This window comes from Clostridium sp. AM22-11AC (genome assembly GCF_003473545.1).
GTDB lineage: Bacteria > Bacillota > Clostridia > Lachnospirales > Lachnospiraceae > Enterocloster.
This window is the reverse complement of sequence record NZ_QUCM01000027.1, coordinates 20,597-43,170: the sequence shown is the minus strand read 5'-3', so window position 1 is coordinate 43,170 and position 22,574 is coordinate 20,597. Positions and strand designations below refer to the sequence as shown.

At 44.7% G+C, this 22,574-nt stretch carries 21 protein-coding genes; 2 read left to right on the top strand and 19 right to left on the bottom strand.

The annotated features are described in order from the left end of the window. Positions 1–287: 287 nt before the first annotated feature. The 18 genes from DW251_RS16100 to hydF form a co-directional block, all read right to left on the bottom strand. Positions 288–1,811, bottom strand: a complete 1,524-nt coding sequence (locus DW251_RS16100; RefSeq protein WP_118301731.1) for a HAMP domain-containing sensor histidine kinase — start codon at positions 1,809–1,811, stop codon at positions 288–290. Next, the gene (locus DW251_RS16095) at positions 1,808–2,488 is read right to left on the bottom strand and encodes a response regulator transcription factor (RefSeq protein WP_021868972.1); all 681 of its coding nucleotides are present in this window, start codon (positions 2,486–2,488) and stop codon (positions 1,808–1,810) included. Before DW251_RS16095 ends, DW251_RS16100 begins: the two co-directional genes overlap by 4 nt. 219 nt (positions 2,489–2,707) lie before the next feature. Next, entirely contained in the window at positions 2,708–3,031 is a 324-nt protein-coding gene (locus DW251_RS16090) for a DUF1292 domain-containing protein (RefSeq protein ID WP_021868971.1), read from the bottom strand. Between the two features lie 89 nt (positions 3,032–3,120). Continuing rightward, positions 3,121–3,690 (bottom strand): cob(I)yrinic acid a,c-diamide adenosyltransferase, encoded by a 570-nt coding sequence (locus tag DW251_RS16085; protein WP_118301730.1) that lies wholly within the window; start codon positions 3,688–3,690, stop codon positions 3,121–3,123. Further along, complete coding sequence (locus DW251_RS16080; protein WP_118301729.1) at positions 3,668–5,542, bottom strand: ATP-dependent helicase; 1,875 nt, start codon at positions 5,540–5,542, stop codon at positions 3,668–3,670. Before DW251_RS16080 ends, DW251_RS16085 begins: the two co-directional genes overlap by 23 nt. 3 nt (positions 5,543–5,545) lie before the next feature. Beyond that, the gene (gltX, locus tag DW251_RS16075; protein WP_021868969.1) at positions 5,546–6,994 is read right to left on the bottom strand and encodes a glutamate--tRNA ligase; all 1,449 of its coding nucleotides are present in this window, start codon (positions 6,992–6,994) and stop codon (positions 5,546–5,548) included. Positions 6,995–7,011: 17 nt separating this feature from the next. Further along, positions 7,012–9,129, bottom strand: a complete 2,118-nt coding sequence (locus DW251_RS16070) for a polyribonucleotide nucleotidyltransferase (protein ID WP_118301728.1) — start codon at positions 9,127–9,129, stop codon at positions 7,012–7,014. 271 nt (positions 9,130–9,400) lie between these two features. After that, positions 9,401–9,667 (bottom strand): 30S ribosomal protein S15, encoded by a 267-nt coding sequence (rpsO, locus tag DW251_RS16065; protein WP_021868967.1) that lies wholly within the window; start codon positions 9,665–9,667, stop codon positions 9,401–9,403. A gap of 105 nt (positions 9,668–9,772) precedes the next feature. Further along, positions 9,773–10,726 (bottom strand): bifunctional riboflavin kinase/FAD synthetase, encoded by a 954-nt coding sequence (locus DW251_RS16060; protein WP_118301727.1) that lies wholly within the window; start codon positions 10,724–10,726, stop codon positions 9,773–9,775. After that, positions 10,726–11,664 carry a tRNA pseudouridine(55) synthase TruB gene (gene truB, locus DW251_RS16055; RefSeq protein ID WP_118301726.1) on the bottom strand — a complete coding sequence of 313 codons (939 nt, stop codon included), beginning with the start codon at positions 11,662–11,664 and terminating at the stop codon, positions 10,726–10,728. The genes DW251_RS16060 and truB overlap by 1 nt, the downstream gene beginning before the upstream one ends. After that, positions 11,665–12,633 carry a bifunctional oligoribonuclease/PAP phosphatase NrnA gene (locus DW251_RS16050; RefSeq protein WP_118301725.1) on the bottom strand — a complete coding sequence of 323 codons (969 nt, stop codon included), beginning with the start codon at positions 12,631–12,633 and terminating at the stop codon, positions 11,665–11,667. It lies immediately after the preceding gene. After that, positions 12,630–13,013 carry a 30S ribosome-binding factor RbfA gene (rbfA, locus tag DW251_RS16045; RefSeq protein ID WP_118301724.1) on the bottom strand — a complete coding sequence of 128 codons (384 nt, stop codon included), beginning with the start codon at positions 13,011–13,013 and terminating at the stop codon, positions 12,630–12,632. The genes DW251_RS16050 and rbfA overlap by 4 nt, the downstream gene beginning before the upstream one ends. Positions 13,014–13,059: 46 nt before the next feature. Beyond that, on the bottom strand, positions 13,060–15,969 hold the full coding sequence (gene infB, locus DW251_RS16040) for a translation initiation factor IF-2 (protein WP_118301723.1): 2,910 nt from the start codon (positions 15,967–15,969) through the stop codon (positions 13,060–13,062). Further along, positions 15,956–16,291, bottom strand: a complete 336-nt coding sequence (locus tag DW251_RS16035; protein WP_021868772.1) for a ribosomal L7Ae/L30e/S12e/Gadd45 family protein — start codon at positions 16,289–16,291, stop codon at positions 15,956–15,958. The genes infB and DW251_RS16035 overlap by 14 nt, the downstream gene beginning before the upstream one ends. Then, entirely contained in the window at positions 16,275–16,553 is a 279-nt protein-coding gene (locus DW251_RS16030) for a YlxR family protein (protein ID WP_021868773.1), read from the bottom strand. Before DW251_RS16030 ends, DW251_RS16035 begins: the two co-directional genes overlap by 17 nt. 33 nt (positions 16,554–16,586) lie before the next feature. After that, a complete protein-coding gene (nusA, locus tag DW251_RS16025) occupies positions 16,587–17,765 on the bottom strand; it encodes a transcription termination factor NusA (RefSeq protein ID WP_021868774.1) in 1,179 nt (392 codons plus the stop codon). Between the two features lie 35 nt (positions 17,766–17,800). Beyond that, positions 17,801–18,268 (bottom strand): ribosome maturation factor RimP, encoded by a 468-nt coding sequence (rimP, locus tag DW251_RS16020; protein WP_021868775.1) that lies wholly within the window; start codon positions 18,266–18,268, stop codon positions 17,801–17,803. A gap of 183 nt (positions 18,269–18,451) precedes the next feature. Continuing rightward, positions 18,452–19,666: a [FeFe] hydrogenase H-cluster maturation GTPase HydF gene (gene hydF, locus DW251_RS16015; RefSeq protein WP_118301722.1), complete on the bottom strand. Its 1,215-nt coding sequence runs from the start codon at positions 19,664–19,666 to the stop codon at positions 18,452–18,454. A 181-nt stretch (positions 19,667–19,847) separates the two neighbouring features. Between hydF and DW251_RS16010 the strand changes: the two genes are divergently transcribed. Further along, entirely contained in the window at positions 19,848–20,123 is a 276-nt protein-coding gene (locus DW251_RS16010; RefSeq protein WP_021868777.1) for a type II toxin-antitoxin system HicB family antitoxin, read from the top strand. A gap of 101 nt (positions 20,124–20,224) precedes the next feature. On the opposite strand, the gene DW251_RS16005 is transcribed toward DW251_RS16010, so the two are convergent. Beyond that, positions 20,225–21,502 carry an L-serine ammonia-lyase, iron-sulfur-dependent, subunit alpha gene (locus DW251_RS16005; RefSeq protein WP_021868778.1) on the bottom strand — a complete coding sequence of 426 codons (1,278 nt, stop codon included), beginning with the start codon at positions 21,500–21,502 and terminating at the stop codon, positions 20,225–20,227. 127 nt (positions 21,503–21,629) lie between these two features. On the opposite strand from DW251_RS16005, the gene DW251_RS16000 reads away from it, so the two are divergent. Next, positions 21,630–22,514: a LysR family transcriptional regulator gene (locus DW251_RS16000; protein WP_021868779.1), complete on the top strand. Its 885-nt coding sequence runs from the start codon at positions 21,630–21,632 to the stop codon at positions 22,512–22,514. The last annotated feature ends 60 nt before the right edge of the window (positions 22,515–22,574 follow it).

Genomic DNA, 22,574 nt, shown 5'->3' with positions numbered 1-22,574 from the left:
TTTTAGAATTTTCAGGGTTTTACATACTGTTTAATCTTCAATTATCAAGGTTCGTTGTTGCTAACTTCTTCAGCAGCAACTCTGATATATTATCATAAGTATTTGCTTTTGTCAACAACTTTTTTATTTATTTTTCTTTTTGTTTTTCTGTCTTGCGACAGCGAAATATATATTATCAGATCCACAGCAGAATGTCAACAACTTTTTAATTATTTTTCAAAAAAATTTTGCCGCACATTTTCGCACTATAAAAGGGTGCCTCCAAGCACCCCTTTATACTATATTTATCAGATGCTGCAATCCAGTGTAAACCAGAATTCCACACCATCTTTTACATTCTGTACGCCACAGGCCTTATTGTGGGAATCCATGATCGCCTTCACAATGGAAAGGCCAATGCCACTTCCGCCGTAAGCTCTGGTGCGTGCCTTATCTACTTTATAGAATTTAGTCCAGAGTTTTCCAAGATCTTCCTCCGGTATATTCTGCCCTGTGTTAAATACCGTTACTTTTACCTCTTTATCATTTTTCTCAATGCGGATCTCAATGCGTTTTTCCCCGTCCAAATGGTTCATGGCATTATTCAGATAGTTGGTCACTACTTCTTCTATCTTAAACTCATCCGCCCATACCATGACCGGTTCGCTTGCATCAAATATAACCTGAGCCTCTTTTTGCTGAAGAAGGATCTTTGCAGATGAAAGAACACCGCTTATTAATGTAACCAGATCAAACTGTTCCATAACTGGTTTGTCATTGCCAAATTCAAGGGCTGTAAGGGTAAGAAGCTGTTTTACCATTTTATTCATTTTTCCGGCTTCATCCTGAATGACCTCACAGTAATAGTCCCTGCTTTCCGGGTCCTCTGCCATTCCTTCTGTAAGTCCCTCTGCATATCCCTGGATCAGGGCAATAGGTGTTTTCAGTTCATGAGATACATTGGCGATAAATTCCTTTCGGGCTTCATCAATGCGTATCTTCTCTTCAATGTCCTTTTGCAGTTCATTATTGGCTGTTTTCAGTTCTCCTATGGTTTCCTTCAGCTTTTCCGAAAGAGTATTCATACTATTTCCCAGTACACCGATCTCATCCTCGGAGTCTCCTGTATAACGAGCGTCAAAATCCAGCTCTGACATCCGCTCCGACAAAGCTGCAAGAGAGAGAATAGGAGAAGTAATCTTTTTCCCTGCAAAATACATGATAATGCTTCCTGCTGCCAAGGCAATAAGACCGATATATACCATGAAACGGTTAGACAGATCTACGCTTTCATGGATACTTGCAATAGGCATGGACATGATAAAGATAGTCTTATTATCTTCAAAGAAGCCCCAGTTCTGCAGATAGAAGCTTTTGGCATGTTTGTCAAAACTTTTTTCAATGGTGTAATTTTCTTCATGCACCAGTGTTTCTGTCTTTGGTCCACGCTTTCCAAGGATATACTGCTGCACACGGTCTGCTAAAAGTCTTCCATCCCAGAAAGAAGGATACGTTTCATCATTGGTACTGTCTACGATCACTACCGTAATATTGTATTTTTCATTTACATTGCGGATCAGCCTGGTGATCTCATTTTGTTCTCCGTCTTTAGAATAAAGACTTTGCAGGTCATCCATGATGTCTTCCCCGGCTGCCGCTTTTTCCATTGCATATGCATTGATCTGGATATAGGTATCCTGAAGGATCTTTACTTTATCATTCAGATAATAATTTTCCAAAAAGAAGCTGTTCATAGCCCATACGGCTAACAGGACCATTGCCAGCAGGCCGATAAACAGTCCTATAAATGTAGTTCGGATGGAGCGTTTCATTCTTCACTCACCTCAAATTTATAGCCCATTCCCCAGATGGTCTTAATATAATCACCTTTTTCCCCCATTTTGCTGCGCAGTTTTTTTACATGGGTGTCAATGGTTCTGGCATCTCCAAAATAATCGTAATTCCATACATTATTTAAAATCTTCTCTCTGGAAAGGGCAATTCCCTGATTTTCTGCAAAATAGGTGAGAAGTTCAAATTCCTTGAAACTTAATTCGATCTCTTTTCCGTCGATGGTCACTCTGTGGGCTGCCTTATCAATACAGATGCCACCGATATTCATTACATCCGCAGATACTGCATTGGTCCTGCGAAGAAGGGCCTCTACTCTTGCAACCAGGATCTTTGGACTGAATGGTTTGGAAATGTATTCATCCACTCCTAAAGAAAATCCCTGAAGTTCGTCCCTTTCCTCACTTCTGGCTGTCAGCATGATCACCGGCACTTTAGAGTATTTCCGGATGGTCTTAAGGACTTCCCAGCCGTCCATTTTCGGCATCATTACATCCAATAAGATCAGCGCAATGTCTTTCTGGGCAAAAAAGATCTCCAGAGCCTCTTCTCCGTCACCTGCTTCTACTACAGAAAATCCCTTATTGGTAAGGAAATCCTTTACCAGTTTCCGCATTCTCTCTTCATCATCTACCATTAATATTTTCAAAGCATCCATTTCCTGCTCCTCCTGCTTATTTTATGTACTTATAAAAAACTTACTTCGCCCTTATTATAACAAAAAAATCCGGGTTTTCTACGCTTTCACACAAGTTTCACAACTAGGCTGTTTAAGTGCAAAAAACCGGGACATGCACATTTACATATCCCGGCTTTCTTTCCGCTTTATAATGCTTTATAATGCCCTACAAGCATTCAGATACATGATCTAATAGAATTAGTCGTCTAAATCTTCTTCGCTTACCAGCTCATCGTATTCCTGGTCATCTAACATTTCGTCAAATGCGTCAGCAACGATCTCGTACTCATCATCATCCATGATGTTATCCAGAACAGGAGTTCCGTCTTCTGTCTCGCTGTAACGGTACAGATAAACTTCTCCTTCTTCGGACTCTGCTCCTTCCATAGGAAGAAGGGCAATATATTCACGGTCTCCTGCAGAGAAGATGTTAAGGACCACGCACTCGATTTCAGAATCATCATCTAATGTCAGGGTAACGGTCATTTCCTCTTCTTCATTTAAATTCTTCTCGTCTGCCATATTTTATTCCTTTCATATCCAATCCGGTTAAATGTTACAGCTTTTCGCTGTTCATTTACACTTTATCAGACTGCCTGTAAAATTGCAAGCTAATATTCAATTCCTTTTCTGGCGGGTATTCCCCTGGTATAAGGGTGGGCACGCATGACCATTTCCGTGACATAATCTGCAGCTGCAAGCAGTTCTTTAGAAGGATTTCTGCCTGTCAGGATCACTTCTAATTTTTCTGGCTTACAACCAATCAGTTCCAGCAGGCGTTCTTCCTTTATAAAGCCAAGGCTGCAGGCGCCTACCGCCTCATCTAAGATCAGCATATCTGCATCCTGACCCCATGCTGTTTTCCAGGCTTTTTCCAGTTCTTCCCCGTAATATTCCTTTGCCTCTTCTTTCTCCTGGGAACTCATTTTCCAGGAAAATCCAAACTGCCTGGTACATGGCAGGACTGTTATCCCCGGGATCTGTTTTAAAACTTCCACTTCCCCGGAATGATCATTTTTCAGGAAACGTTTTATCACCACTTTTTTTCCGCTTCCTGCTGCCCGGACGGCTGCACCTACAGAAGCAGTGGTCTTTCCTTTTCCATCCCCACAGTAGATATGGACCAGGCCATCTGTTCTTTTACCAGATTCCCTCTCCTTATTTTCTTCCCTGTTTTCCATTTTTTTCTAAATCCCCTTTTTTACCAAGAAGTCCTGTCTCCACTACAAACCGGGATACGGTCTGCCGCTTGTGATACCGCTCTTTTACATAAAAAATATGCAGCCGGTCCTTTGCTCTGGTCATTGCCACATAGAACATGCGCCGTTCTTCTTCCAGATCCGGCTCTAAAACCGCCTTATGATGAGGTGTTATGCCTTCATTTGTATCCAGGATATATACTACTTTAAATTCCAGACCTTTACAGCTGTGCATGGTCATCAGACTGACACCTTCTTTTTCTGCCTCTCTTAAGGCAGACTGCTCCTTTAGCTGCTCTTTGTACTCATCCATATGGTTGAACCATGCCTCATAGGTCTTAAAGGGCACAGCACTCTCCTGAAGGGCATCTAAGACCTCAAACAGGTCCTCCGGCTTTAGTCTTCGCTCATTGGCATACTCTCTTAAGTAATCGTCATATCCAATAGCTTTCCGGATATAGTTTACTGCACCTGCCGGAGCCATTTCCCGCAGCATTTCCAGGTCGTATACCAGCTGGTCAATACGGTCCAGCATCCAGTTTTTATCCTGATAGAAAGATCTCAGCTGTTCCCATCGGATCACCTTGGTATCTAAGGCATCCCGGCTGATATACCTTGCAGGCCGGTTGATGATCTGGAGTATATTGGAACGGCTCAGATCCCCTAAGGCCGCGTAAATGTAGCAGAACACATTTCTGGAGATCCAGTGTTCATAAAGATTTGGCACTGTATCCCGCATATGAAAGGGGATATTGTATTCCATCATCCGCTCGATCAGAAGTCTTGGTCCCTGATTGGTGCGGTATAAAACCGCCATATCTTCGTAAGCGATCCCCATCAGGTGGTAATCCCGCAGTTCTTCTGTAATAGCCTTTGTCTCTGCTAAAGGGTCCGGCCACTCTTTTACAAATACAGGACAGCCTTTTCCCCTGTTTCCATGGATCTCTTTCTGGAAACGTGTTTTATTATTAGCGATCAGTTTTCCTGCGCTCTCGATCACCGGATCCACGCAGCGGTAATTTACATCCAGCAGGATTCTCTCTGCATCTGGATAATCTTTTTCAAATCCAAGCATTAGCTCCGGCCTTGCGCCCCGGAAACGGTAAATGGACTGATCATCATCTCCTACGATGAACAGATTGTTCTCCGGCAGAGCCAGCATTTTTACGATCTCATACTGGATCTGGTTGATATCCTGAAATTCATCGATAAGTATGTACTTATATTTTCTCTGCCATGCCTGTAAAATATCCTTACGTTCTTTAAAAAGCTCATAGCACATGGCAAGCATGTCATCAAAATCCAGAAGTCCCTGTTTGCGAAGACGATGCTCATAGCCATCATACAGTTCTTTAAAGACGGTCTGGGAGCAGCTTTTTGCATAATAGTTATCTAAGGACATTAATTCCCCTTTAATAAGGCTGATCTCTGACAATACAGAAGAAATAAACTCTCCTTCGTCCTCGATCTCCAGATCTGTCTGGTCTAACTGCTCCCTGATAAACTGGATGCGCTGCTCTTCTTTTACGATATTGGAGGCCTGATACCGGTATGCCAGTTTTAATATCATAAAAAAGACAGAATGGAAGGTCCCAAAAGAGACTCTGCTGCATCCTGTCCCGGTTATCCGTTCATATCGTTCTTTCATTTCACGGGCCGCCGCCCTGGTAAAGGTGATCACCAGGATATTTCCAGGCTCCACGCCCACTTTTTCCGTTAAATAACGGACCCGGTTGGTAATGACCGTAGTCTTACCTGAGCCGGGTCCTGCAAGTACAAGGGCAGGTCCGTCTGTGTGACGGATCGCCCTTTTCTGTGCTTCATTAAAAGCCATGTATTAAGCCTCCAGCATTTCAATGCCTTTACGGATACGTTTTAATGATTCTTCTTTTCCAAGAACTTCCATGATCTCAGTTGCGCCTGCAGGAGTCATCTGCTTGCCGGAAACAGCGGTACGTACAGGCCACATAACAAAGCCTGTCTTTACGCCAGTTTCACTTACATAAGCGGAAAGTGCTGCAAACAGAGCGTCATTGCTGAAATCTTCCTGTGCTTCCAGAATAGGAAGTACATCTTTTAATACCTTAAGGGAAGTCTCTGCGTTTGTCTTCATCTTCTTGTGAGTATACATAGCAATGTCATACTCAGGAAGTTCCTCAAAGAAATCAATGTGATCCCTGATCTCCGGGAATACTTCAATTCTGGTCTTTACCATATTTGCAATCTTCTTAAGATCTAAGTCTTTCTTGATCACTTCTTTTAAGTATGGCTCAGCCAGCTTATAGAAACGATCAAAGTCCATTGCCTTGATATACTCGCCGTTCATCCAGCGAAGCTTGGTCATATCAAAAACAGACGGAGACTTATTCATACGGTGGTAATCAAATTCCTTTACCATCTCTTCCAGAGAGAAGATCTCGTTATTGCCTTCTGGAGACCAGCCAAGAAGTGCCACATAGTTTACGATTGCTTCCGGAACAAAGCCCTGTTCTACCAGGTCCTCAAAAGAGGAATGTCCGCAGCGCTTGCTTAACTTGTGATGGCTTTCATCTGTGATCAGCGGGCAGTGTACATAAACCGGCACTTCCCAGCCGAAAGCGTCATACAGACGGTTGTACTTTGGTGAAGAAGAAAGATACTCATTTCCTCTTACTACATGGGTAATGCCCATAAGATGATCGTCTACTACGTTTGCAAAGTTGTAGGTAGGATAACCATCAGATTTGATCAGTACCATATCATCCAGTTCAGAGTTATCTACAGTGATATCTCCGTAGATCTCGTCATGGAAGGTGGTAGTTCCCTCAGTCGGGTTATTCTGACGGATAACAAATGGCTTTCCAGCAGCCAAATTTGCCTCGATTTCCTCTTTGGAAAGGTGCAGACAGTGCTTATCATAGGTCATGATCTCCTCACCGTTTACAGTCTTTCTTAAGGACTCCAGACGCTCTGGTGTACAGAAGCAGTAATATGCTTCTCCTTTTTCTACCAGCTGCTTTGCATACTCCATATAAATTCCGGAAGCCTGGCGCTCACTCTGAACATAAGGACCGCAGCCGCCATCCTTGTCTGGTCCCTCATCGTGGACCAGACCGGTTTCTTCCAGGGTTCTGTAAATGATATCTACAGCGCCTTCTACATAACGTTCCTGGTCTGTATCTTCAATTCTTAAAAGGAAATCGCCTCCCTCATGTTTTGCGATCAGGTACGCATACAGAGCTGTTCTCAAATTTCCAACATGCATTCTTCCTGTAGGGCTTGGTGCATATCTTGTTCTTACTTTCATTTTCTCACCCTCTGATTTTAGTTTTCTTCTTTTTCTTCCTTCTTCTCTGCCAGGTCACTTGGTCTCATGGTCAGGTTAATTCTTCCCATCTTGTCAACTTCTGCAACCTTAACAGTTACTTCGTCGCCGATGTTTACAACATCTTCTACCTTTGCAACACGCTTATCAGACAGCTTGGAGATGTGTACCATACCGTCTTTGTTTGGTGCCAGCTGTACAAATGCGCCGAAGTTCATGATACGTACTACCTTGCCGATAAATACCATTCCAGCTTCGATATCAGTAACAATTCCTGTAATAATAGCGATAGCGCGGTCGATCATAGCCTCGTCAGTACCGCAAACATTTACAATACCATCATCGCTGATGTCGATCTTAACGCCGGTCTCTTCGATGATCTTGTTGATCACCTTGCCCTGCTTACCAACTACATCGCCGATCTTCTGAGGATCAATGGTGATCTGCTTGATCTTTGGAGCATACTGGCTTAAGTGCTTTCTAGGCTCGGAGATAACTGGCTTCATAACATTGTCTAAGATGTACATTCTTGCTTCACGGGTTCTTGCAATTGCCTCTTCAATGATCGGACGGGTCAGACCATGGATCTTAATATCCATCTGGATAGCAGTGATACCCTTTTCAGTACCGCCTACCTTAAAGTCCATATCGCCGAAGAAGTCTTCCAGCCCCTGGATATCGGTCAGAACGATGTAATCGTCATCAGTCTCACCTGTTACCAGACCACAGGAGATACCAGCTACCATACGCTTGATCGGTACACCTGCTGCCATTAAGGACAGAGTGGATGCACAGATACTTGCCTGGGAAGTAGAACCATTAGACTCCATAGTCTCAGATACAGTACGGATCGCATATGGGAACTCTTCTTCACTTGGAAGTACAGGAACTAATGCACGCTCAGCCAGTGCGCCATGTCCGATCTCACGACGGCCCGGTCCTCTGCTTGGCTTTGTCTCGCCTACGGAGAAGGACGGGAAGTTGTAATGATGCATGTAACGCTTGGTTGTCTCATTTGCATCTAAGCCATCGATCTTCTGAGCCTCAGATAATGGTGCCAGTGTGCAGGCATTTAAGATCTGGGTCTGTCCACGGGTGAACATACCTGAACCATGTACTCTTGGAAGGATGTCGATCTCAGCTGCTAAAGGACGGATCTGTGTAATCGCACGGCCGTCTGGACGCTTGTGGTCTTTTAAGATCATCTTGCGGACAGTCTTCTTCTCATACTGATAAATAGCATCGCCTAATAATGGCAGCCACTCTTCGTTCTCAGCAAATGCCTCTTCCAGACGCTCAGTAATAGCTGCAATATTTGCCTCTCGGGTCTGCTTGTCATCGGTAAATACAGCTGTTTCCATCTCTTCAGAAGGAACGATCTCCTTGATCGCTGCAAATAATTCTTCCGGAACTGCGCAGCTTTCGTAGGTGTGCTTTTCTTTTCCGCACTCAGCTACGATGGTATCGATAAAGCGGATGATCTCCTGGTTTACTTCGTGAGCTTTGAAAATAGCCTCGATCATCTTCTGCTCAGGAACTTCCTTGGCACCAGCTTCGATCATGATAACTTTCTCTCTGGTAGAAGCTACAGTCAGAGCCATCTCAGATACCTGTCTCTGAGCGGAAGTTGGGTTGATAACAAATTCACCATCAATAAGACCAACCTGGGTAGTAGCGCAAGGTCCGTCAAATGGGATATCAGAAATGCTGGTAGCGATAGCAGAACCAAGCATAGCAGTCAGCTCTGGGCTGCAGTCTGGATCTACAGACATAACTACGTTGTCTAAGGTTACGTCATTGCGGTAATCCTTTGGGAATAAAGGACGCATAGGGCGGTCGATAACACGGGAGGTAAGGATGGCATTTTCAGATGCTTTTCCTTCTCTCTTATTGAAGCCGCCTGGGATCTTTCCTACAGAGTAGAACTTCTCCTCATATTCTACACTTAAAGGGAAGAAATCAATGCCTTCTCTTGGCTTTGCAGATGCGGTTGCTGTAGAAAGTACTACAGTATCGCCGTAATGCATAAATGCTGCACCGTTTGCCTGAGCTGCTACGCGGCCAACTTCTACAGTCAGCTTACGGCCAGCCAGGTCCATACTGAAACTCTTAAACATGGGGTGTCTCCTTTTCTCTTTTAATGTAACGTTCTGTAAATATACAAGTTTTTTACAGGGCAAAAGACGCCGAAACTACTGATCTATCCCAAACGATCTGTTTGGGACACATCAGCGGTCCCGGAGTGTTCCTTTTGCACCTGTCTTCATGCAAATATAGGGTGGAGTAAACTCCACCCTAACATGAATGAAAGCCCGCTGCCAAATGTCTATGCGGCCTTGCGTACAAGCACGCAATCCACATAGCCGCCCGGCAACACTTTCATGATAATTACTTTCTGATTCCCAGCTTTTCGATCAGAGCACGGTAGCCTTCCAGATCGGTCTTCTTCAGGTAATCAAGAAGTCCTCTTCTGTGTCCAACCATCATCAGAAGTCCTCTTCTGGAGTGATGATCCTTTGGATTCTGCTGAAGATGAGCGGTCAGTTCAGCAATTCTCTCTGTCAGAATAGCGATCTGAACTTCTGGTGAACCGGTATCTCCTGCCTTACGTCCGTACTGTGCGATAATCTCTGCTTTCTTTTCCTTAGAAATCATGGTAATTCCTCCTAAAATAATTTAATTTTCTCACCTTAAACCAGGCTGCCGGCTGGAGTCACCAGGCAACGGGGCTTCGGCGTTCTTTTATACTTGGTTACTGTATCATATTTTAACCGGGTTGTAAAGGGGATTTTCCGCAAAATACTTAAGAGCAAATTCTTTGTCTTTTTCGATCCGTTCTTTTAACTCTTCTAAAGAAGCAAATTTCTGTTCTCCCCTGTCAAACTCCAAAAGCTGGACCTCGATCATTTTTCCGTAAATGTCTCCGTCAAAATCAAAGATAAATGTCTCTACGCCTACCGGATTATCCCCATGGATCGTAGGTTTCCTGCCGATATTAGTAACTCCCTTATAATATTTTCCCTGTGCAAGGACTCTGGATACATAGACCCCGAATTTGGGCAGACGTTTGTTTGCCGGCGGGATGATATTGGCTGTTGGAAAGCCCAGTCTCGGTCCTCCGATATGGTTGCCGTGGACTACAATGCCGTGGATGGCATATGGTTCTCCTAACAATTCATTTGCTTTTGCCACATTTCCCAGGGAAAGTTCTTCCCGGATATAGGTGCTGCTGATGTCTCTTCTGTGATCTTTTTCTTTTTGGATCACATAAAGTTCAAATCCCAGCTCTTTGCTTAAAGATCTGAGAAGTTCTACATTTCCGGCGCCTTTGTAGCCAAAACTGCAGTCCGGCCCCACTACCATGGCTTTTGCCCGCATCCGTTTTACCAAGATATCCTTTACAAATACAGAAGGGTCCATTTTACGCACATCATCTGTAAAAGGATACTCCACCAGGTAATCGATCCCCATTTTTTCCATATTATGACGTCGTTCTTCACTGGTTGTGATCACAGTGGCAGCTTCACCTGTAACAAGGCTTAATGGGGCTGTGCTGAAGGTAAAAATAGCAGTTGCATAGCCCAGTGTTTCTTTCAGTTCTTCCATTGTATGCAGAAGCTTCTGATGTCCTCTGTGTCTTCCGTCAAATTTTCCAAGAGTTACCACAGTGGGCTCTTCCAGCTGAAAATCCACTGTATCTGCTATATATTTCATCAGTTTCCTTCTCCATCCGGCATGAACATTTTCCATGGTTTCCACCAGTGTTTTTCTTCCTGGTATTCATATACACCCATAAAGATCCCCTGGCTGTTGTACATACGGTATCTGTCTCCGCTTTTTCTTTCTTCTAAAGATGTACTTTTTTCCAGGTCTAACTGCTGTTTAAAGCAGGGATTTCCATTTTTCAAAGCCTTGTCCCCTTCTGCTGTTGTGTATACAGGCAGATAACCTTCTAAGGCTTCTTCCAGAGAACAGATATATTCTCCTACTTTTCCTTCATCTCTTAAAACTTCGATCTCATCCAGTTTCAAACTGTCTTTTACCTGAAAACGGTCTACACGGGTACGCAGGAGAGACTCCATGCAGCCCCCGACTCCTAATTTAGCTCCAATATCTTCACAGAGAGTTCTTATGTAGGTTCCTTTGGAACAGCTGACTGTCATCCAGACTCTTGGCAGTTCTATTTTTTCAACAGAAATATCTAAGATCTGTACTCTTCTTGCCTTGCGCTCTACTTCTTTTCCTGCTCTTGCAAGGTCGCAAAGCTTCTTTCCATCTACTTTTAAAGCAGAGTACATAGGAGGGATCTGGTCATAATCTCCCTTAAAATCCAGGATCACCTGGCGCACCTGTTCTTCATCCAGTTCTAACGCCTTTTCATGATCTTCCGTAAGCACCGTTCCTGTGGTATCCTGGGTGTCCGTAGTCTGTCCTAAAAGAAGCACTGCCTCATAGGTTTTGGACCGGTCTGTAAGCATGTCACAAAGCCTTGTCCCATTTCCCAGACACACCGGAAGGACGCCCTTGGCCGCCGGATCAAGGGTTCCCGTATGGCCGATCTTTTTCTGTCTTAAAATCCCTCGAAGCCGGGCTACAACATCATGGGATGTATAGCCCGGCTCTTTATACACATTAATGATTCCGTGATACATTTAAACCTCCCCGGCTGCCGCAGCATCTAACTGCTTGGCAATGTGAAGGGACAGATTATTGATCACATCATGAATACTTCCGGACATGGTACAGCCTGCTGCACGCACATGACCGCCGCCGCCAAAATAGAACGCTACCTGGCTTACATCTACGATTTTCTGGGAACGCAGACTTACCTTATACTGCTGAGGTCCTGTCTCATACAGGAAAATAGCAACCTCCACTCCCTCTGTAAGACGCAGCTGGTCGATGATACCGTCAAGGTCTTTTCCGGTCACACCGTAAAAGTCCAGATCAGACTGGCGCAGGGCACTGAAAATGGCCTTTCCATCAAGGAAGGTAATGCTTTCAAGAAGCGCTCTTCCCATGATCTGGTTCTGCACATAAGTCTTTTTGTAGAAGCTGTTGTCAATGATGCTTCCAAAGTCAACGCCTTTTCCCATCAGGAAACCGGCAATCTCCATCGTCTTTGCAGAAGTGCAGGAATACTTGAACACACCGGTATCATGTACGATCCCTGTATACAGGCATTCTGCCACATTTTTATCCACGTTATCCGGATTTAACTGTTCAAAAAGGACTTCGCTGGCAGAACTTGCATCAGCTGCCACTAAATTGACCTGGCAGTAACGTGTGTTGGTTACGTGATGATCGATGCAAAGGCTTTTTTTCGCCCGCTTCAGATACACGTTAAAATCCCCCAGACGTTCTTCATCACTGCTGTCAAGGCAGATGCAAAGCTCATATTCTTTGTCATCTGTTTCATGGTGGATCTCATCATAGCCCTTTAAATAGGCAAATTTTGAGGAAGCTTCCTCCAGATATACAGCTGCCTGTATATCCGGATAGGAAGCAAGAAGATAATTATACAGACCCAGAGTAGAGCCGAGGCAATCGCCATCCGGTCTTACATGGCCCAAAATCGCTACAGACTTTGTTCCTTCTAACGCCTGTTCAAGAACCGTCATTCCAGTCCCTCCTCCTCATCATCATGAAGATCTTTTGTCACTTCATCGATCAGTTTTGACATGTTTACGCCATATTCAATAGACTGATCCAGTATAAATTTAATTTCAGGAGTGTTACGTAAATTGACTCTGTGAGCCAGTTCCCGGCGCACGAAGGAAGCTGCGCTGCGCAGTCCTTCGATGGTTGCCTTGCCGGCTTCTTCATCACCTAACACACTGATATATGCCTTGCAGTATTTTAAGTCCGGAGTTACCTCTACGGCTACAACACTGGTCAGCGGATGGATCCTCGGGTCTTTGATCTCAGAACGGATGATCTGACTTAATTCCCTCTGGACCTCCATATTGATCCTTGTATTTTTAATGCTGTTTTTACGCATTATGATCCCTTTCTTTCAAAAACGAAACTATATTCTATACAGCAGACTATCTAGGAACCTCTACCATCATATAAGCTTCGATCTGGTCATCTTCCTGAAGATCATTGAACTTCTCGAATACAAGACCACACTCATATCCTGCAGCAACTTCCTTTACATCGTCCTTGAAACGCTTTAAGGAAGCTAAAGGTCCATCGTAGATCTGCTCGCCTTCTCTTGTAATACGGCAGCTGCAGCCTCTCTGGAACTTGCCATCCAGTACATAGGAACCCGCGATGGTGCCAACACCGGAAGCCTTGAACAGCTGACGGATCACTGCATGACCGATCACCTTCTCCTCGAATACAGGATCCAGCATACCCTTCATAGCAGCTTCTACATCTTCGATGGCCTGGTAGATGACCTTGTACAGACGTACATCTACTTTCTCACGCTCTGCAATGGATTTTGCAGTTGCATCAGGACGTACATTGAAACCAATGATGATGGCATTGGAAGCAGAAGCCAGGGAAACGTCAGACTCATTGATAGCACCAACGCCGCCGTGGATTACCTTTACTACTACCTCTTCATTAGACAGCTTGGTCAGGCTCTGCTTTACTGCTTCTACAGAACCCTGAACGTCTGCCTTGATGATCAGAGGAAGTTCCTTTACATTTCCTGCCTTGATCTGGCTGAACAGATCATCCAGAGACAGTTTTGCCTTAGTATCTTCCAGAAGCTTGTTCTTGCTCTCAGAAATGAAGGTTTCTGCAAAGCTTCTTGCTTCTTTCTCGTTCTCAGTTGCTACGAATACCTCACCAGCCTGTGGAACATCATTTAAACCTAAGATCTCTACAGGAGTGGATGGACCAGCCTCTTTTACTCTGCGGCCCTTATCATCCATCATAGCACGGATCTTACCATAGCATGCACCTGCAGCAATGGTGTCACCTACTCTTAAGGTACCTTTCTGTACCAGTACAGTTGCAACAGGTCCTTTGCCCTTATCCAGCTCAGCCTCGATCACAAGTCCACGGCCCTTACGGTTTGGATTTGCCTTTAATTCAAGAACATCTGCTGTTAAAAGTACCATTTCCAGAAGGTCTGTGATACCCTCTTTTGTATGTGCGGATACAGGAACGAAAATAGTGCTGCCGCCCCAGTCTTCCGGGATCAGCTCATATTCAGCCAATTCCTGTTTTACTTTGTCAATGTTTGCACTTGGCTTATCGATCTTGTTGATAGCAACGATGATCTCTACGCCAGCTGCCTTTGCATGGTTGATCGCCTCAACAGTCTGTGGCATAACGCCGTCGTCTGCTGCTACTACCAGGATAGCGATATCAGTAGACTGGGCACCTCTCATACGCATAGCTGTAAATGCCTCATGTCCAGGTGTATCAAGGAAAGTGATCTTTCTGCCGTTAATCTCAATAACAGAAGCACCGATGTGCTGGGTGATACCGCCTGCCTCTCTTGCAGTTACGTTAGTCTGACGGATGGCATCCAGAAGGGATGTTTTACCATGGTCAACGTGACCCATTACGCAGACTACAGGAGGTCTGGAAACCATATCTGCCTCGTTTTCGTCCTCTTCTTTCAGAAGTTCAGCAATTACGTCTACCTTTTCTTCCTGCTCGCAGAGAACGTCAAATTCCATTGCGATCTCTTCTGCCTGATCGTAGTCGATCTCCTGGTTTAAGGTAACCATCTGTCCCTTTAAGAACAGCTTCTTAACGATAACGGATGGCTGCAGCTTCATCTTATCAGCCAGTTCCTTAATAGTTAAGCGCTCTGGAAGGGTAATGGTCTTAACCTCCTCAACCTTAGCCTCTTCTTTCTTAGGCTGTGGCATGATGAAAGCTCCCTTTCCTGTCTTTGGTGCTTTCTTCTTTCCGTCTTCTTCTCTGTCTCTCTTGTCAAAACGGTCATTCTTATGAGCGTTCTTGTTTGCCTGACGGGTGCTGCTTGGCTTGGTCTGGATCGGGGTATCAAAAGCAGATGAACGGTTGTCTCTGTTTCCAGATGAACGGCGGTTGTCTCTGCTGCCATTTCTGCTTGTATTGTCCTTATCCTTATCTTCTCCGAAACGGGAGCCAAAGCCGCCCTGATTTCTGTCACGGTTCTGGAAACCGCCCTGTGGTCTGCCATCGCGGTTCTGATAGCCGCCCTGTGGTCTGTCTCCACGGTTCTGATAGCCAACCCCCTGTGGTCTGTCCCCACGGTTCTGGAAGCCACCCTGTGGTCTGTCTCCACGGTTCTGATAGCCGCCGCCCTGTGGTCTGCCGTCACGGTTCTGATAACCGCCCTGTGGTCTCTCACCACGGTTATCTCTTCCCTGATAGCCGCCGTTTCTTCCATCACGATTCTGGTAGCCGCCCTGTGGTCTGTCTCCACGGTTATTATCTCTTCCCTGGTAGCCGCCGTTTCTTCCATCACGGTTCTGATAGCCGCCCTGTGGTCTCTCACCACGGTTATTGTCTCTTCCCTGGTAGCTGCCGTTTCTTCCATCACGGTTCTGATAACCGCCCTGTGGTCTCTCACCGCGGTTATCTCTTCCCTGGTAGCCGTTCTGGCTTCTGCCCTGGAAATCTCCTCTTTCAGCCTGTGCAGGTCTGCTCTCTGCTGCCGGAGCAGATGCTTCCTGTACCTGTGGCTTTACTTCTGCCGCCTGTACCGGTTTGGTCTCTTCTGCCTTAGCAGGTGCCTGCTGTGGCTTTGGATGCTGCTTTGGTACCGGACGCTTGATCTGCTGCTGTGCGTTCTGCGGACGGAATACAGCTGTCAGTTTCTTCTTTGCAGGCTCTGTCTTTCCCTCTTTCTTCTGGCTAACAGCATTTCTTACCATATTTTCCTGGTCCTTAGATACGCTGGAAGCTGCAAAAAGAGCTGCAGAGCTGTCTTTCTGTTTAATAATATCTAATACTTCTTTACTGGTCTTACCCAGTTCATTTGCCAGTTCACTTACTCTCATTCAAACTACCTCCATTTACATTCATCCGTGATGCCAGGGTCTTGGCAAATCCTGCGTCCTCTACTGAAAGGGAAGCACGAAATTCCTGTCCCATAGCATGCCCAAGTTCCTCTTTTGTGCCGAACAGATAGATGGGAACTTTATAGTGAGTACACATATTGGTAAACATTTTCTTTGTATTATCAGAAGCTTCTTCTGATACGATCACCATATGGGAACGTCCGCTTTTAACGGATTTCTCTGTAGAAAATTCTCCGCTGACCACTTTTCTCGCTCTGGTCGCCAGTCCGATCATACTAAATACTTTATTCTTGTCTGTCAATTTCTTCCATCTCCTTTTCCAGAGTCTCATAAACTTCTCTGGGGATCGCCATTTTAAAGGATCGTTCCAGGCCTCTGCCTTTCACAGCCTTCTTAAAGCACTCCATAGACGGGCACAGATAAGCACCCCGGCCGTTTTTACGTCCGGTAGCATCTAATAAGATCTCACCTTCGGCTGTTTTGATCACTCTAATCATTTCTTTTTTACTTTTCATCTCACCGCAGCCAATGCACTGCCTCAGCGGGATCTTCTTTACACTCACCTTTGATCACTCCTCATCTTCCGGAAAACCTTTTTACTGTTCGTTGTTTTCTTCCTGGTAGTCATCCTGAGCTGGCTCTTCTGTTGCTTCCTGCTCTGCATCTTCTGCATTCTCTTCCTCATAAGAAGGAGCCGGAGCATCACCGTACTGTAAGCCCATCTGCTCAAACAGGCCCATTTCCTTTGCCTGTGTCTCGCTCTTGATATCGATCTTAAATCCAGTCAGTCTTGCTGCAAGACGTGCATTCTGTCCCTCTTTACCGATTGCCAGTGATAACTGATAATCAGGAACGATGACCTGTGCTTCTCTTGCTTCTTCGTCTGCAACAACGCAGATAACCTTTGCCGGGCTTAATGCGTTTTCGATCAGGTATGCAGGATTTTCATCCCAGTTGATGATATCGATCTTCTCACCGCGCAGTTCGTTTACGATGGCATTTACTCTGGCACCGTTTACGCCTACACATGCGCCTACTGGATCTACACTTGGATCATTGGACTTAACTGCGATCTTGGTTCTGGAACCTGCTTCTCTTGCGATGGCCTTGATCTCTACAGTACCATCATGTACTTCAGATACTTCCTCTTCAAACAGACGCTTTACAAGGTCTGGATGGGTTCTGGATACGGAAATACGAGGTCCCTTTGTAGTATCCTTTACTTCTACGATGTAAACTTTGATACGCTCATTTGGACGGAAAGTCTCACCCTTTACCTGCTCACTCTCATTTAAGATCGCATCTAACTTGCCAAGGTTAACACTGATATTTTTTCCAAGGTAACGCTGTACAATACCGGTAGCAACGTCTTTTTCCATGGTGTAGTAATCATTGTATAATGCCTTGCGCTCTTCTTCGCGGATCTTCTGAAGGATAACGTTCTTTGCGTTCTGGGTAGCGATACGGCCGAATTTCTTGGAATCTAAAGGAACCTGTACGGTATCACCAAGCTGGTATTTTGCGCTGATCATTCTTGCATCTGCCAGGCTGATCTCCATAACCGGATCTTCTACCTCTTCTACTACGGTCTTCTCTGCGTATACAGCAAAGTCACCGGTTGTACGGTTCATAACAACTTTTACATTGTCAGCCTTGCCGAAATTGTTTTTACAGGCAGTGATAAGGGAATTTTCAATTGCCTCTATCATGGTATCCTTAGAGATATTTTTCTCTTTTTCCAATACCTCCATTGCCTCTAACAGTTCCTTATTCATGTTTATCCTCCTATCATGTTCTCTGTATGATACAGTTAAAAATCAAGTGCCAGACGGATCAGTGCGATGTCTGCCTTTTCAAATACAGCCTCACTTCCATCTTCCATGGTCAGTGTCACTGTCTTATCATCATATGCGCTTAATGTGCCTGTAAATTCCTTCTGTCTGTCGATCGCCTTGTACAGTCTTACTTCTACTTCACGGCCCATGCTGCGTACATAATCTTTTTCTTTCTTTAAAGGACGTCCCAGTCCCGGTGAACTTACTTCCAGGATATAGCTGTCATCGATAAAGTCTTCTTTATCCAACCAGTCGCTGAGCTTGCGGCTGATCACTTCACAGTCATCTACGGCAATTCCGCCTTCCTTATCAATATAAGCCCTTAAATACCAGGTACCAGCCTCTTTTACGTACTCTACATCTACCAGTTCAAAGTTGTTTTCTTCCATAAGTGGAAGAAGATAGGCTTCTACTCTGCTTTCATAACTTTCCTTTTTTGTCATGTCTACACCACCTTTCTTTCCCTAACAATACGAAAGAGTGGACCAGCGCCCACTCTTACATTAAGTAAAATCCATTAGTTATCGTATACACTATACCATCATGTGTGTGGAATTGCAAGCACTTTTTTCCATGGGCTGCCCAGGCTGTATTTCGACTGTGTTCCAGCTGTGTTTGGCTGTAAATCAGCTGTGGAGCAATGCTGCTGCCTGCGGGAAAGGTTTCAGGCTGCGCTCTAAAACACCATGGATATAGGCAATGGTCATTCCATAATTGGCAACAGGAACATTCTGGTCACAAGCACATTTAATGCGGTACTTCATCTCTTTTGCATTTAACATGCAGCCACCGCAGTGGATGATCAGTTTGTACTGTGTCAGATCATCTGGAAATTCCGTTCCTGAAGTAAAGGTAAATTCCGGCTCTGCTTTTGTAAACTGGCGGATCCAGTTTGGCAGTTTTACAGTTCCGATATCACCGCACTGTCTGTGATGGGTGCAGCCTTCGCAGATCAGGATCTTATCGCCGGTCCGGATCTTATTTAAAGCTGCCACTCCTGCGATCATGGTCTCCAGTTCGCCTTTGTATCTGGCAAAGAGAATGGAGAAGGAGGTAAGCAGAATGTCCTCCGGTGTATCTTTTGAAACTTTTCCAAATGCCTGGCTGTCTGTGATCACCAGCTTTGGCTTTTTTCCAATATTTTCCAGTGTGTTTTTCAATTCATTATCTTTTACTACAATAGAAACAGCGCCTGCCTCCAAAATATCCCGGATGGTCTGCTGCTGCGGAAGGATCAGGCGGCCTTTAGGGGCTGCTTTATCAATAGGAACTACCAAAATAACAAAATCTGAAGGGTCTAACAGGTCAGATACCAGTGGTTTTGAAACTGCTTCTGTTTTTGCAGCTTTTGCAATAGTTTCTTTTAATTCTGTGATACCTGCCTTTGTGCGGGCGCTGACTCCGAGAACCGGAATATCTTTTATCTTCTCCGGACAGACTGCATTTTTCTGATCCATCTTATTAAATACCAACACACAGGGGATCTGCTTTTCCTGCATTCTATTAAGAAGTTTCTCCTCCTGTTCGCCAAAACCTGCCTGGCTGTCCACAACGATCACAGCTACATCTGTTTTATTTAACACCTGATAGCTTTTTCTTACACGCAATGTTCCCAGTTCACCTTCATCATCAATTCCAGGAGTGTCGATCACAGTTACAGGTCCTAACGGAAGTAATTCCATGGATTTATACACCGGATCTGTAGTCGTTCCTTTTACATCGGATACAACTGCCAGTTCCTGTCCGATCACTGCATTTAACACGCTGGATTTTCCAGCGTTTCTTCTGCCAAAAAAGCCTATATGGACCCGTTCTCCTGTAGGTGTTTCGTTCATTCCCATATCTGTACCTGCCTTTCATGCTCTGCATAGCCGTTTTGTGGTTATTATACTTGTATGAGAACTGTTTTTCAAACAGTTTTTAAGCCGTTTTTGTACGAAAACCAATATTTGCTTTTCCTATATAAATAGAGTATAATACATCGGAGAATAACAACTATAAATACACCAGGAGGAACCTGTTATGACATTTGTATATCCCGCTGTTTTTACCCCTCATGAAAAGGACAATGGTTTTCATGTAGAATTCCCGGATCTGGAATGTTGTGAGGCAGACGGACCGGACTTAGAGGATGCTGTTGAAAATGCCAGAGACGCAGCCAGAAACTGGATCACTGCAGAACTGGAAGATACCTGTGAGATCCCGCCTTCTACCCATGTAGATGATATTGAGTTAAAGGAAGGTATGTTTATTAAGAATATCATGGTCATTATCAAGCTGCTGCCTGATAACGACTGATGTGTTAAAAAATCCCTGAACACACTATAACATGTGCTCAGGGATTTTTCATTCTAAAACAGATCTATTCTGCTTACCGCAGGCAGCGGGAACGTCATTTTTTATTCTCCGATCATGATCTTGATGATCTCTTCGTTTGTTTCTTTCATTCCTTCTTTTCCAAGACGGCCTACATTCTGTAAGGTCTCTTCTACACCCTTGGTAACGATTCCGTCACCGCCGTAGAACTGCTGGCCTCTGATGTACATATTGTATCCTAAGATACCTGCTTCTACTGCAGATGCGATCTTCGCTGCACAGGATGCCTTTGCACCGTCACAGACAATACCGGATACGATAGCCAGTGAATTTACTACTGTATGTGCGATCTCTTTGAAACCGCCGCCGCACAGATATGCGATACCTGCACCTGCGCCCGCACCTGCGCTGACTGCACCACAGTATGCGGAAAGACGGCCGATCGGTGTTTTCTGATGGATCGCTGCAAGGTTGGATAATGCAAGAGCACGATACATCTTCTCTTCTCCTACCTTTAATTCTTTTGCATATACGATAACAGGTACAGAAGCTGTAATTCCCTGGTTACCGCTTCCGGAGTTGATAACTACCGGCAGTTCACATCCGTTCATACGGGCGTCAGAACCAGCTGCTGCCATTGCTTTTGCACGGACACGCACATTGTTTCCTTCCATATCTAACAGAACCTTACCAATGTTTGCTCCGTAGTTTCCTTTAATTCCCTCTTCTGCGATCGCCCAGTTATAATCGATCTGACGTTTTAAGATCGGTTTGATATCTTCTACATCTACTGTATTAATAAAATCGCAGATATCTTTCATATTTAAAAGGCTTCTGTCTGTCAGGCCTTCTTCTGTTTCACCAGCTACTTCTGTCTGCTCTAAAATTTCACCGTTCTTTTCGATCAGGACAATATTGGTGTGATAGTTGGCAATACGTACCTTTGCGTATTCATCCCCTTTGTACAGGGTTACGATAATGTCAAAAGTCAGTCCGTTATCTACATGTTCTACAGAAATAGGAGTCTTTTTCAGAAATTCCTTCATCTCCTCTACCTGCTCTTTGGTTACACTTGCGATAACTTCCAGTTCCTTATCAGGATCACCTGCAATGATACCTGCAGTTGCAGCTGCCGGAATTCCCTTTAAGTGATCGGTATTTGGTACGATTACTGACTTTACATTCTTGATAATGCTTCCGCTTGCGCCGATGTCTACTCTCTCAGGCAGCTGACCCAGTACTTTTCTTGCAACTGCTGCTGCATAAGCCAGAGCGATCGGCTCTGTACATCCCATAGCAGGGATCAGTTCCTCTTTTAAAATTTGAATATACGCATTGTATTTTTCATTTGTCTTGTCCATTTTCACAGCCTCCAGATTTGCCCTTGATTTATTACTGCACTTACTGTACCATAGAACTATCCTAATGTAAAATTTAACGTTTTAAACATATTGTTTAAAAACTTTTATAGATAAGCGAGGTCATTCTATGGAATTTCGTGAACTGTCAACCTTTCTTCAGGTGGCAAAGCTGCAAAGTTTTTCCAAAGCCGCCAAAGTCCTTGGATATTCCCAGGCCGCTGTTACCATACAGATCAAACAGTTAGAGCAGGAACTGGGGGCTCATCTCTTTGACCGGATCGGCAAACAGACCACCCTGACACACCAGGGCAGTGTTTTTTATGAATACGCAGCCTCGATCATACGGGACATGGCGCAGGCAAAAGATGCTGTTTCCCATCCCCAAAAACTGACGGGCCGCCTGTGTATCGGGACCATTGAGTCTATCTGCGCATCTATTTTCCCCAACCTCCTGACGGAGTACCACAAACGTCACCCGGAAGTGAACATCAGCATCCGCACCGACTCCCCGGACCAGCTGTTAGAGCAGATCAACAGCAACCAGTTGGATCTGGTTTATTTTATGGACAAGCGGGTCTATGATGTGAAATGGGAAAAAGTATTAGAAGAACCTGAGGATATCGTATTTGCAGCTACACCGGACCATCCTTTGGCCCAGCGTGACGAACCACTGGAACTGGATGAGATCCTTTCCTATCCTTTTGTTCTTACTGAAAAAGATGCCAGCTACCGCCTGCTCTTAGAGCAGTATCTGGCTGCTATGGGCAAGCATCTGGATCCTTATCTGGAGATTGGAAACACTGACTTTATCCTGCAGTTTTTAAGACAGAATACAGGTGTTACCTTCCTTCCCCATTTTACAGTAGAACGATCCGTAAAAGAAGGTTATCTGCGCATCCTTCCGGTAAAGCGTTTTGCCATCCGTACCTGGAGACAGCTCCTCTATCACAAAGATAAATGGGTAACACGGGAAATGGCGGAGTTTATCAAGCTGGCCCAGGAACTTTCTTAATCCCTTATTTTCTGTTCCATAAACTTTAGATAAGAAGGTCCTTTATTCTGTACTTTACAT